Source organism: Rhodococcus globerulus (genome assembly GCF_019334125.1).
GTDB classification, from domain to species: Bacteria; Actinomycetota; Actinomycetes; order Mycobacteriales; family Mycobacteriaceae; genus Rhodococcus_F; species Rhodococcus_F globerula.
This window is the reverse complement of record NZ_CP079698.1, coordinates 4,376,072-4,388,192: the sequence shown is the minus strand read 5'-3', so window position 1 is coordinate 4,388,192 and position 12,121 is coordinate 4,376,072. Positions and strand designations below refer to the sequence as shown.

The following is a 12,121-nucleotide window of genomic DNA, read 5'->3' as shown; positions in this document are numbered from 1 at the left end:
GAATGGGATTGTGATTCTTCTCCTGGTTGCCTGCGTACTTGTTGCCTCCTCGGCGATTCAATCGGCAACCGGCTCGGGTTTCGGCTTGATCGCCGGACCCGCCCTTATTCTGATTGCCCCGTGGCTTGTTCCAGCCCCGCTACTGATTCTCACCATCCCGATGATGCTGATGGTGGCGGCGCGAGAACGCGGGCATTGCGACACACGCACGGTCGGAATCGCGACCGCCACAATGATTCCCGGTATCGCCGCAGGCCTGTGGGTCATACAGCGCGTTGAAACGGCGTCCGTTCAACTCCTGGTGGCCGTTCTCGCGCTGGCAGCAGGGGCGGTGATGCTCGCGGGTAAGTCCGTGACCGAATCACGGCGAACCCTGGCAGGCGCCGGGGCCGCGGCCGGGTTCATGGGCGCATTGGCCGCGATGCCCGGCCCACCGCTGTCGCTGACCTATCGGCCGGACGATGCTGCCACCCTGCGCTCTACGTTGTCGACGATCTTTCTTGTCATGGCTGCGGCGACGCTTATGGCACTCCAGTTCCAGATCGGTGTTACCGGAAGCGAATTGCTTGCCGCACTCGCATTGTCTCCCCTGCTGGTGGGTGGACACCTGCTCGGCTCGTACCTGGCGCGGCGGATCTCCCTGGCGGTCTTGAGTCGCACAACCACCTACATCATCCTCGCCGCGGCAACCGTGCTGTTAGCCAAAAGCGTAGCCGGACTGGCCATGTGAATCCGAGTTTTAACCCTGCGGCCACCTGGACGTCTGTCCTATGGCCACCTACGGACGCTTAGCCGATCTAACTTCCTGTTCGTCGTGCCATTTCGGCGCGAGCAGAAAGGACTCATCACCATGCGAAGCCCCCGCTTCGGATTGCTGGCGGCCGCAGGCGCTGTCGGACTCATGCTTGTCACGACCGGCACCTCTGCCATTGCCGACGCGTCACCATTCAGTTCATTCGACACCGGTTCTCTCGACACCGGTTCTCTCGGGGCCCCGGGCACACCTGCCGTCGGGGGCTTCACGTCCAAGACTCCGTATTCACCCGGCCAGGCCATTGGCGGACTCCAGGCCGTGCCCGCCGGTTTCACGCCCGTGTACACGGAAAACGTTGCACGTCATGGTTCCCGCGCGCTCTCGAGCCTGAAGTACGACGACCTGAGCCTGCAACTCTGGGAGATCGCCGAAGCCGAGAACGCTCTAACTCCCGTCGGCAAGGAGTTCGGCCCCGTACTTCGTGAACTCATGGCGGCCAACCAGACGTTGGGCTACGGCAATCTGAGCGGCCTCGGCATTACCGAGCATCGCGAGATGGGTGCCCGTGTGACGGAACGCCTTCCGCAGCTGTTCGACGCAATTGCCAAGCAGGACGGCTCGATCACCCTGACGTCCTCGGGTGTGGACCGCGCAGTGGACAGTGCCGCCAACTTCGCCCAGGGCGTGAGCACCGCATTTCCGGCGATCGCCGGAAATATCGGAGCTGTCACGTCTGATCCTGACGTCCTTTACTTCCACGATTCCGATCTGAACGCGGACTACAAGGAATACGAGGATTCCGATCCTCGCCTCGAAGCCGTGGACGAGCAGATCGAGAACCTGCCTCGCACTCGCGACGTGTCACGTCACATGATGGAGAAGCTGTACTCGAAGAGCTTTGTGGATCGTCTTGTCGCCGGCGAGTTCTCACTCGTCGACCGGGGCAAGGGCTCGGAAGAGATCAACAACGAGGTCGACGCCGCGTACATGCTTTACAACACGTACATCATCACCCCGGGTATGTCGGAGGAAGGTGACTGGAATTTCGGTCGCTTCATCGACCAGGACGACGCTCAGTGGCTGGCGTACACCAACGACGCAGAGGATTTCTACGCCAAGGGACCGGGATTTGCCGGTGAGGACGTTACCTACCGGATGGCGACGGTGCTCCGCGACGAATTCCTGGCTGGGCTGAAAGAACATTCAGGTGCAGATTCTTTGCCCGGGGCCGACTTTCGATTTGCGCACGCCGAGACGATCATCCCCTTTGCTGCACTGCTGAAGCTGCCCGGCAGCACGGTCGCACAGCCTGAGGGCACCTTGTACACGTACGACAACAACCCGTGGCGGGGCGAGCAGGTCAGCCCGATGGGCGCCAACATCCAGTGGGACGTCTTTGCCGGACCGGACAACGCACAGCTGGTTCGCATGCTCTACAACGAGCGTGAAACCGCGTTTGCAGCGCCCTGCACGCCGGTTGCAAGCGGAAGCTTCTTCTACACGCCGGCGGAACTCGAGCGCTGCCTGCCGGAAATCTCCCCAATAGCTTGAGGCCGGGCCCCCGGACGACGCGGACGCGCCCATGCTTGGTGCAACGCCAGCATGCGCGCTTTCTCGTCGTCTTCCATCAACAATGCATCGCAGATACGAACCATGACCCGAGACGAAACACCCACGGACGTACCCTGTTCCAGCCTTTGATAGTGGTTGAAACTGATGTCGGCGATCTGCGCGACCTCACGTCTGCTGAGGCCGTGCATGCGACGAGCACCCTCGCATCGAATACCGACCTTCTCGGGCGCAAGGCTACTACGCTTCTCGACGAGCAGCCGGCTCATCAACTGACGTGCACTCGACCCGTTCACGCCGCCGCCTTCTCCCTCACCTGAAATATACTTTTACCGAACATGTTTCAGAATATGGGACAGCAAGGTCGTGGCGGTATCTCCGAGATGACAGATAATCACGCGATACCGCCACTGCTGCGGCGTCAGGACACAGAGTCAGGCACAAGTCAGGCTATGAACCGTCCAATTGTCGGATTGCTTTGGCAGATAGGGCTACTGCCCCAGTTGATGGAACCGAAAGCGGTCGCAACAACGTTGCCGACACCGGTATTCACAGTCGCCGACAGATAGGGGTACGTCCCCATCAGATCGACGATTCCGGCCTTACCGGTGTCGGTGTTGACCCACGCGACGGTGACCTGCCCGGCGGCCGGTATCGGTGCTGCTGCCGGGAAGGATTCGAAGCGTATGTCGCCCTTGGCGATCGGCGGATTGGCTTCAGGCCCGGACTGCCCGGTGAGACCGGTCATCGACGCCAGTGACCCCTGGTTGGGACAACCGATGGTCACTGCAGCACCACCGAACGGATGGGGTGGATCCGCCGAAGCGGTGCCCACGTATGCGAGTGACGCAACGATCGGCAAACCTACGGCTGCCAGGATTCGGGCAGTACGGGAGATACTCATTGAAACTCCTCGGGTCGACAACTCCCTGATCGGATACCCCTGGTACAACACCCGAAACGACCGAACAGTGGCAATTCGACACCTCTAGACAACATGCGTTGTCAGAACTACTCTCGGTGGCACAGCTCACACCGAAGCCATGGGAGTGTTCACATGAAGCGCTACGACCTTCGCGCGCGCACAGATCAGCTCGATCCCGAGACCGACTACGAAGAGATGTCTCGCATTCTTGCTGCTCAAGAGTTTCCCTGGGACATCAACCAGGCCCTCAGTTTTGCGCTGTTCCGCACCTATGCGGTGCCGTCGATCGGCAAACTGCTCTTCTCCACGGGTGAATTCACCGACCGGGTCCAGAAACGGTACGACGACACCAGCCTCATTCTCGACGCCGTCCTCGAACACGGCCTGGGCAGCGACCAAGGTCGATCGAGTGTTCGCCGGATGAACCAGATGCACGGCTCGTACGACATCTCCAACGACGACATGCGATACGTGTTGGCTACTTTTGTCGTCACTCCGGTGCGCTGGCTCGAATCGTACGGTTGGCGCCCGTTGACGCCCAACGAAATAGCCGGATCCACCTTCTATTACCGCGAACTCGGCCGTCACATGAACATCAAGGACATGCCAACGACCTACGACGGATTCGCGAAGCTCTTGGACGAGTATGAGCGCGAACACTTTTCGTTCGATCCGGGTGCCAGGGCGGTTGCCGACTCCACACTGGAACTCATGTGCACGTTCCCGCCCAACAACCTAGCGCCGAAGCCCCTGATCAAGGCATTCGCCTACTCACTCATGGACGATCACCTTCTCGAGGCGTTCGGGTACAAGCGCCCACCTGCGGTGGTTCGTGCGCTCTCCAGGGGCGCACTCAAAGCACGCGGCCGCCTGCTGCGATTCTTCCCACCGCGCACCGCCCGGAAATTCGCCCGCGATCTTCCGAATATCCGCAGCTACCCAGCCGGCTACAAGGTCGACCAACTGGGAACCTTTCCCACGGGGTGCCCCGTCAAGCACGTGAAGCCGAGTGAACAAGCCCAAGCGTGACGTGGCGGAAAGACAAGAATGGGGCGCTTCCTTCGGCACAGTTCGCGAAGGAAACGCCCCCGAAAAAATCAGATCGCGGATTCCAGTTCGTACTTACCCAGACCGGGCGCACCGGCAAGAAGTGGTCCCAAATCCTTGATAGCTCCCGGACCCGCGCGCCATTCGCGGTAAGCGGCATCAGCCTCGGCAGACGCCCACTTCTCGACGCACAACCAGTGCGTTTCGTCCTCGGCATCGATCACCACGTCGACGCCTTCGCAACCCTCGAAAGCACGGGTTTCAGCCAAAACTCGCCCGAACACCTCGCGCGCGGTATCAAGGCTCTCCTTCTTCAACCGCACATCCAAAATCGCGAAAATCGTCACAGAACACTCCTAGTCGTCAACTGCAGTGAATCGAATAATTCAAGGCCACGTTATCGGAAGCACATTCCGCTGACGGTGTGATCGCGTGAAGTTGAAGGAAGCTTTTGTCGCTCTGCCGACTATTCTGTCGTGCATGACCGAGCCTGTAGCCACTGCTGACCTTGCCGACGAAATTGGACCAGACATCCGTAGCTGCGACACGCAGTTCACTGCGTTCGGTGGCCGTGAGGTTTTTGCCGGCCCCATCACCACGATCAAGTGCTTCCAGGACAACCTGCTGGTGAAGCAGACCCTCAGCGAACCGGGCAACGGCGGTGTCCTCGTCGTCGACGGTGATGCGAGCATCCACACCGCACTGGTCGGCGACATCATCGCCGGACGCGGAGTCGACAACGGCTGGGCCGGAGTGATCGTCAACGGCGCCGTCCGTGACTCCGCAATCCTGCGCACCCTCGACATCGGCGTCAAAGCGCTCGGCACCAACCCACGCAAGAGCACACAGACCGGTTCCGGCGAGAAGAACGTGCCCGTCGAAATCGGCGGCGTCACCTTCAATCCCGGTGAGATCGTCTACAGCGACCAGGACGGGGTAGTCGTCCGCGAAAGCTAGAAGTAGAGCTCGAGATCAGGCGGGAGCTTCCACCTTGGCGGCCATCCCGCCGATCTCGACTACATCACCGTCGCGCAGCTGACGACCACGACGGTCCTCCACCTCCCCGTTGACCGACACCATGCCGTCGGCGATGACTTCCTTGGCTTCTGCGCCGGATTCGATGAGGTTGGCGAGCTTGAGGAACTGGCCGAGACGGATCATTTCGTCGCGGATCGGTACTGCGGGGATGTTGGCGCTCATGGCAATCATTCTGCTCCTCGCACAAAACCGGACACGAACGGCCACACTGAACAGTGAGACTGATCGACCGGTATGGGAGGACGCTCGATGGCACCTATCAGCGAGATAACGGATACAACCGCGGAGTTGGTTGAAACTCCGCCGGAGAATCCGCGAAAGGCACGCCGCTTCCAGTCGGGGCGGCTGAGCCAGGTCCCGCATATCTCGGGCTTGATCCTCGGAGTCTTCTCCGTCCTCGTCTTCTTGTGGAGCCTGTCGCCGACGCTGCGTCATATCGTCCGGGTCCCACGCGAATACATCGACAACTACTACTTCGACGCACCGGATACGAGCTTGTCGTGGGCGCTCGTCGTCGGTCTTCTTGCTGCCGCACTAGCCAGCCGCAAGCGCATCGCGTGGTGGCTGTTGACGGTCTATCTCTCCGTGATCGCCCTGAGCAACATCTTGTTCACGTTCACCGACAAAAATCCGAATAATGCCGTAGCTGCTGTCGTACTGCTGGTCGTCATCGGAATTCTGATCGCGGCCCGTCCCGAGTTCTACACCCGCGTACGACGCGGAGCCGGCTGGAAAGCTCTCGGCGTACTGATCGGCGGTTTGGCGATCGCCACCCTGTTGGGCTGGGGACTGGTCGAACTCTTCCCAGGCACACTTCCGGAAGATCAGCGTTTTGCGTGGGCGCTCAACCGTGTCACCGCTGCAGCGGCGGTCGACAACGAAGTCTTCGACGGTCATCCGCATGCCTTCGTGAACACGATCCTCGGTCTCCTCGGTGCTATCGCACTCCTCGCTGCCGTCATCACGCTCTTCCGCGCCCAACGTTCCAACAACGCACTCACCGGCAACGACGAGTCGGCGATCCGCGGGCTCATCCAAGGTTTTGGCGCCGACGATTCCCTCGCCTATTTCGCCACCCGACGCGACAAAGCCGCGATCTTCGCTCCGAGCGGCAAAGCCGCGGTCACCTATCGCGTCGAGATCGGCGTCTGCCTGGCCAGCGGCGATCCGATCGGCGACCCCGAAGCCTGGCCGCACGCCATCGAAGCGTGGCAGGATCTGGCCTCGAAGTACGGCTGGGCAACAGCCGTCATGGGTGCCAGCGAAACCGGTGCAACCGCCTACAAGCGGGCCGGACTCAACGTCCTGCAGCTCGGCGACGAGGCCATCCTGCGTACCCGCGAATTCAATCTCAACGGACGCGACATGCGCCCCGTTCGACAGGCAGTCACTCGCGTACGACGCGGCGGCGTGACCGTCCGGATGCGACGCCACCGCGACGTGCCCCCGGTCGACATGTCCGCCGCCATCGTTCGCGCCGACGACTGGCGCGACACCGAAACCGAACGTGGCTTCTCCATGGCACTCGGACGACTAGGCGATCCACTCGACGGCGACTGCCTCCTCGTCGAAGCCGTGATGGACGAAGGTACCGACGACGAGTCCGTCGTCGGCATGCTGTCGCTCGTCCCGTGGGGGGCAAACGGAGTCTCCCTCGACCTGATGCGTCGTAAGCCGACGGCACCCAACGGTGTTGTCGAGTTGATGGTCTCCGAGCTTGCCACGCGCTCCGACGAATTCGGCATCGTTCGGGTCTCACTCAATTTCGCAGTGTTCCGCTCCGTGTTCGAGGAGGGCTCGCGCATCGGCGCCGGACCGATCCTGCGTATCTGGCGATCGGTGTTGGTCTTCTTCTCCCGTTGGTGGCAACTCGAGGCTCTGTACCGCTCCAACGTGAAGTATCAGCCGGACTGGGAACCACGCTTTTTGTGCTTCGAGGACAATCGCGAACTCCCACGCGTCGGATTCGCGTCGGCGATCGCCGAGGGTTTTGTTGTTCTCCCCACCTTCAGTCGCAGATCGAGCAAGGCCACCAAGCACACCGGAATTCACGAAACGCTGCCTGCTGCACTGGTCACCGCCGAAGGCATTCACGCCGACGGCAGCCTGCCGGACTCCGCACCGGCGATGGCAGCACCGGGACCGCGGCGACCCGAGCAGGTTCGCGTGCGAATGAACAAACTGGCGACGCTCGAGGGCGAAGGCATCAGCGCATATCCCGTCGCCTACCCTCCGACTCACACGATCGCCGCGGCAGCACAGTCACCGGAAGGCACCCGCGTACGCATTGCCGGACGAATCCTGCGGGTCCGCGACTACGGCGGTGTTGCATTCGCCGACGTGCGCGACTGGTCCGGCGACATTCAGGTATTGGTGGACCAGGATCACGTCGGGCGCGAGAAGTTGACGGAGTTCGCTGCCGAATTCGATCTCGGCGACCTGATCGAGGTCAGTGGAACCATTGGTCGCAGCCGTAAGGGTGAACTGTCGCTGATCGCGCTCGAATGGCGCATGAACGGCAAGTGCCTGCATCCGTTGCCGGACAAGTGGAAGGGCCTGTCGGATCCCGAAACTCGCGTTCGTCAGCGGTACCTCGACATCGCCCTCAACCCGAAGGCCCGCGACCTACTCGAAGCCAGAAGTGCCGTCGTCAAGTCGCTGCGTGATTCACTCGGCAACCGTGGGTTCCTCGAAGTGGAGACGCCGATCCTGCAGCAGGTTCACGGCGGCGCCAACGCCGCACCGTTCCTGACGCACATCAACGCGTACAACCTCGATCTGTACCTGCGCATCGCGCCCGAGCTGTACCTGAAGCGGTTGTGCGTCGCCGGTATGGAGAAGGTGTTCGAGATCGGTCGCGTGTTCCGCAACGAAGGTGTCGACTTCAAACACAACCCCGAATTCACGATCCTCGAGGCGTACGAAGCGCACAGCGACTACGAGGGCATGATGCGGATGTGCCGCGAGCTCATCCAAGCTGCGGCTGTGGCGGCTTTCGGGCGCGAGATCATCATGCGGCCAGGAGCCGACGGCGAACTGGTCGAGGTCGACATCTCCGGCGAGTGGCCCGTCAAGACGATGCACGGGGCAGTTGCCGAAAAACTCGGCGTCGATGTTTCTCCCGAGACAAGCCTCGAAAAGCTGCAAAAACTGTGCGACGACAACGAAATCCCGTATCAATCCAACTGGGACGCGGGCGCCGTGGCACAGGAAATGTATGAGCACCTGGTCGAGGATTTCACCGAGTTCCCGACGTTCTACACCAATTTCCCCACCTCGATGTCGCCACTCACCCGTCCGCACCGCAGCATTCCCGGTGTCGCCGAGAAGTGGGACCTGGTGGCGTGGGGAGTGGAACTCGGCACGGCATACAGCGAGCTGACGGACCCGGTTGATCAGCGCAATCGCCTCACCGAGCAGTCGATGCTCGCGGCCGGCGGAGACCCGGAGGCCATGGAGTTGGATGAGGAATTCCTCCAAGCGCTCGAGCACGCAATGCCGCCGACGGGTGGACTCGGAATGGGTGTCGACCGTGTTGTCATGCTGATCACCGGCGGCAGCATCCGCGAAACCTTGGCGTTCCCCCTCGCGAAACCACGCCAGTAATCGAGGCACTGATGCCGGGACTGTTCCACGTGAAACCACCGGGCGAGTTGATGACGGTCGGCGGGGACAGCCTGCATGTGCTCGTAGAGGGCGACGGACCTGCCGTCGTCCTCTCCGGCGGACTGGCCGGCAACTGGTTCGACTGGGACGACTGCGCGCGCAACCTCAGTCTCGACCACACCGTAGTCCGGTTCGATCGGCCCGGCTTCGGACTCAGCGAGCCTTCGGCCCAAATCCCAAGCGTTCGCGGCGAAGCGCAGCGTATCGCCGACGTTCTCGATGCCGTGGGAATCACTGAACCAGCTGTGGCAGTGGGTCATTCGATAGCCGGTTTCTATGCCGAGGGTTTTGCGAGGCTGTTTCCCGAGCGAGCAGCGGGCATCCTGCTCCTCGATTCGAGCGCCGAGAAAAATCCGAAGCGGCTCGTCCCGCGCAACCTCCTGCTCACGGCCTCACACCTGGCCGCTACAACCGCCAGTACCGCTGGGCTGCAACGACTTCTAGGCACCACCACCCGAAAGATTCTCAACCAATCCGTGCCCCCGACAGGCCCCTCCCACACAATGGCCGAATGGGTTGGGCACATCTACCGCGAACCGCACTATCTAGAAGCCGCCATGATCGAATACGTCGCCTACACCGATATGGCGATGGAGCTCAACAAGTTACGCGAGTCCGAGGATCACCGACTGCCGGACATCGGCATCAGCGTCGTAGCCGCCCACACCGGCCACTCGACCCCGTGGTCGGTGTCCTGGATGGCCAAACAACAGCGGCTCGCAACATACCTGGGCGGGCGCTTCCACGTCCTGCGTCCCGCCCACCATCACGCGATGATCGATCAGCCCGAAAAACTGGCGGAGCTGATCCGATCCGTCACATGAGAATGATATTCTCATTTTCATGGTCCTCGCGAACGGCTCGTCGCCACAGGTGCTTGCAAGCATGAAAACCTTCACCTCCGACTTCGGGCTGGCCTCGTTCCAGCCGACGCCGGAGCGCTCGCTGATGCGCGCCGATCTCACCGACAAACTGCGGTCACACGGGGGCCAGGCTTCCCTGGGAGTCCTGGTCACCGTGGCGGATTATGTGACCTCCGACCCGGCATTGGTGGCCTGTCGGCCCGATTGGACTGCAACCCAAGATCTCTCACTTCATTCGGCCGGTCCGCTCACCGAGGGGCCGATCGTTGTCGACAGTAACCTCGTGCGCATCGGCAAGAAGACGATCATCGTCTCCGCCGATGTCTACGACGGCCATGGCCTCACCGACCTCCGTGAGCTGGCCGACGCGATCGACTCGGGCAGCGGTCCCACCCTCGCAGCTCGCGGACTCGTCACCTTTGCCCGCATTCCTCGTTCGGCTGCGGGGGACGCGGATTCGTACACCCCGGACCAGTGGATCGGCACACTCAGGGAGCATCCGACCCAAGCGGTCGAGGGAACGATCTACTCCCGATTGGGAATGCGGGTCATCGATGCTTCGGCCGGCGTGCTCGAACTCGAACTCACTCCGTTTGTGGTCAATCAGATCGGCACGATCATGGGCGGCGCGCAGGCCCTGCTCGTAGAGTCGGCGGCCCAGGCCATGCGGCCCGAACTGGTTGCAACAGACATGCAGATGCACTACCTGTCGCAAGTCCGCACCGGACCAGCGCGGTCCTACGGCACCGTGATCCGCGACGCCGCTGATCACGCAGTGCTGCGCATCCAGTTAGTCGACGCCAGTGCTGACGATCGACTGCTCGCATTGGCAACGGTGACTCTCCACGAGCCCAACCGTCTTACGCAGCCCAACCGTCCAGAATGACGCTGACTGCGTGATTCAGGCGGAGAGCGTCGCCGCCCCAGTCGGGCACTATCGCATCGTCAGCGATCTCACCGCTGAGCAACCGATCCGCGAAACCCACTGACGGCGGCGCCGGTTCCATCACCGAACCGCCACGAAGCCGGAACTCGAATTGTTGCTCTCCAATCGCAGTAATCATGAACTCATCGCGGTGCAACGCTCGATGGCACGTGCCGCACAACATGATCAGGTTGTCGAGATCCGTCTTCCCACCAGCACGCCAGAATCGAACGTGATGAGCGTGTAGGAAGCGCGTGCGTCCGCATCCTGGTGTGCGGCAACACCCGTCGCGGTACATGAGCGCAGTCATCTGCTTTGCACTGGTAATGCGGGTACGCCGACCCAGGCTGAGCATGCACCCCTGCTTGGTGGTTGCGGCCCGCACCCGTGCGTCGCACAGCGCTTCGTCGGCGTCAGCGTCCTCGAGCGCGGGCCCACCGGACACGCGTACAACCTTCTCCTCGCGTAAAAACACCACTTCGGCTGAGCGGCTATGCTTACCCGCATCCGTTGCTACCGCGACGATGTCAGCCATCGCGACCAGTGCCGGACCGATGTCGCGCAGTGGGCGCCGCACCGTATTGGCAGCCTGTGGTTCTTGTGGTTCTTCAGGTTCCCCAGCTGCTTCAGTGGTGCGCGTGCGATCTCGTTCCGCATTTGTCAACGCCGCCAATACCTTTGCACCGTCTTGCGCTGCGAGGCGTCCCCGGAAAACGAAGTCGCCAGTATCCGGATCCCAGTGCCACCGGGTTTCGAACCGGTCCAGCTTCGGCTTGCCCTGATCATCGCTCGTTGCCTTACGTAAGCCGGCAACAAGACGGTCGATCTGGCCGGACGGAGCACTCGTGCCGAGGCGCACCATCTGTTTGTCGTTGAGCGGCGTGGCGACACGAGTCAAAGATCGGACTTTGGAATAGGACAAGCGACCTTCTTCAAACGCAGCACGCATGTTCGGCAGCGTGGTGAGAGCTTTTGCAACCCGGACATATTCGCGCCCGGTATGCTGGCTGAGCCCACACTTCCAGGACAGCCAATGGGCGCACGAATGCAGGCCAGGCCCCGTCCAGCCGCGAGTCTCGTCGAATCGCGCCACCAAAGTCAGAAATCTGGCGGTAGCTGCCGCAATATGTCCGGCAAGTGCGCAGATTTCGGTACCGAGCCGGTCGGCTGTATCCCGATCTGTTGTCGCGGCACTATCCCTGGTCACGCCACTATCCCTGGTCACGCCTCTGTCTGTTTTCGTCATGATGTCCCCCCACCGTTACGAATGTGCGTCGACAGTAGACGCGGGTACCGACAGGTTTGCCGAAAACGTCCCCGCGGGGACGTCTCGA

Annotated in this window: 13 protein-coding genes; 8 read left to right on the top strand and 5 right to left on the bottom strand. The window is 61.6% G+C overall.

Annotated features, from left to right (window positions below; translation table 11 throughout):
• Positions 1–10 precede the first annotated feature (10 nt).
• Positions 11–730, top strand: coding sequence for a TSUP family transporter (locus KYT97_RS19965; RefSeq protein ID WP_219110514.1), 720 nt, complete (start codon positions 11–13; stop codon positions 728–730).
• A 120-nt stretch (positions 731–850) separates the two neighbouring features.
• Positions 851–2,305: a histidine-type phosphatase gene (locus KYT97_RS19960; RefSeq protein ID WP_219110513.1), complete on the top strand. Its 1,455-nt coding sequence runs from the start codon at positions 851–853 to the stop codon at positions 2,303–2,305.
• Here the strand turns inward: KYT97_RS19960 and KYT97_RS31290 are convergent.
• Positions 2,251–2,514: a helix-turn-helix domain-containing protein gene (locus KYT97_RS31290; protein ID WP_353805919.1), complete on the bottom strand. Its 264-nt coding sequence runs from the start codon at positions 2,512–2,514 to the stop codon at positions 2,251–2,253. The genes KYT97_RS19960 and KYT97_RS31290 overlap by 55 nt on opposite strands.
• Between KYT97_RS31290 and KYT97_RS30975 the strand changes: the two genes are divergently transcribed.
• On the top strand, positions 2,458–2,643 hold the full coding sequence (locus tag KYT97_RS30975) for a hypothetical protein (RefSeq protein WP_233364796.1): 186 nt from the start codon (positions 2,458–2,460) through the stop codon (positions 2,641–2,643). The two genes, KYT97_RS31290 and KYT97_RS30975, sit on opposite strands and share 57 nt — an antisense overlap.
• 125 nt (positions 2,644–2,768) lie before the next feature.
• Here the strand turns inward: KYT97_RS30975 and KYT97_RS19950 are convergent, their stop codons facing one another.
• Positions 2,769–3,227: a hypothetical protein gene (locus KYT97_RS19950; RefSeq protein ID WP_033235361.1), complete on the bottom strand. Its 459-nt coding sequence runs from the start codon at positions 3,225–3,227 to the stop codon at positions 2,769–2,771.
• Positions 3,228–3,380: 153 nt separating this feature from the next.
• Here KYT97_RS19950 and KYT97_RS19945 point away from each other — a divergent pair, with 153 nt between their 5' ends.
• Complete coding sequence (locus tag KYT97_RS19945) at positions 3,381–4,277, top strand: oxygenase MpaB family protein (RefSeq protein WP_033235360.1); 897 nt, start codon at positions 3,381–3,383, stop codon at positions 4,275–4,277.
• Between the two features lie 68 nt (positions 4,278–4,345).
• Here KYT97_RS19945 and KYT97_RS19940 read toward each other — a convergent pair whose 3' ends face one another.
• Positions 4,346–4,642, bottom strand: coding sequence for a putative quinol monooxygenase (locus tag KYT97_RS19940; RefSeq protein ID WP_033235359.1), 297 nt, complete (start codon positions 4,640–4,642; stop codon positions 4,346–4,348).
• Between the two features lie 133 nt (positions 4,643–4,775).
• Here KYT97_RS19940 and rraA point away from each other — a divergent pair, with 133 nt between their 5' ends.
• Positions 4,776–5,252: a ribonuclease E activity regulator RraA gene (rraA, locus tag KYT97_RS19935; protein WP_033235436.1), complete on the top strand. Its 477-nt coding sequence runs from the start codon at positions 4,776–4,778 to the stop codon at positions 5,250–5,252.
• Positions 5,253–5,267: 15 nt separating this feature from the next.
• Here the strand turns inward: rraA and KYT97_RS19930 are convergent, their stop codons facing one another.
• Positions 5,268–5,495: an RNA-binding S4 domain-containing protein gene (locus tag KYT97_RS19930; protein WP_033235435.1), complete on the bottom strand. Its 228-nt coding sequence runs from the start codon at positions 5,493–5,495 to the stop codon at positions 5,268–5,270.
• A gap of 87 nt (positions 5,496–5,582) precedes the next feature.
• Here KYT97_RS19930 and lysX point away from each other — a divergent pair, with 87 nt between their 5' ends.
• The 3 genes from lysX to KYT97_RS19915 all read left to right on the top strand — a co-directional run bounded on the left by lysX (position 5,583) and on the right by KYT97_RS19915 (position 10,748).
• Entirely contained in the window at positions 5,583–8,939 is a 3,357-nt protein-coding gene (gene lysX / locus KYT97_RS19925) for a bifunctional lysylphosphatidylglycerol synthetase/lysine--tRNA ligase LysX (protein ID WP_172936948.1), read from the top strand.
• An 11-nt stretch (positions 8,940–8,950) separates the two neighbouring features.
• Positions 8,951–9,823: an alpha/beta fold hydrolase gene (locus KYT97_RS19920; protein WP_219110512.1), complete on the top strand. Its 873-nt coding sequence runs from the start codon at positions 8,951–8,953 to the stop codon at positions 9,821–9,823.
• 61 nt (positions 9,824–9,884) lie between these two features.
• Positions 9,885–10,748 carry a PaaI family thioesterase gene (locus KYT97_RS19915; RefSeq protein ID WP_219110511.1) on the top strand — a complete coding sequence of 288 codons (864 nt, stop codon included), beginning with the start codon at positions 9,885–9,887 and terminating at the stop codon, positions 10,746–10,748.
• Here KYT97_RS19915 and KYT97_RS19910 read toward each other — a convergent pair.
• Positions 10,723–11,994 carry an HNH endonuclease signature motif containing protein gene (locus KYT97_RS19910; RefSeq protein WP_245005875.1) on the bottom strand — a complete coding sequence of 424 codons (1,272 nt, stop codon included), beginning with the start codon at positions 11,992–11,994 and terminating at the stop codon, positions 10,723–10,725. The genes KYT97_RS19915 and KYT97_RS19910 overlap by 26 nt on opposite strands.
• Between the last annotated feature and the right edge of the window lie 127 nt (positions 11,995–12,121).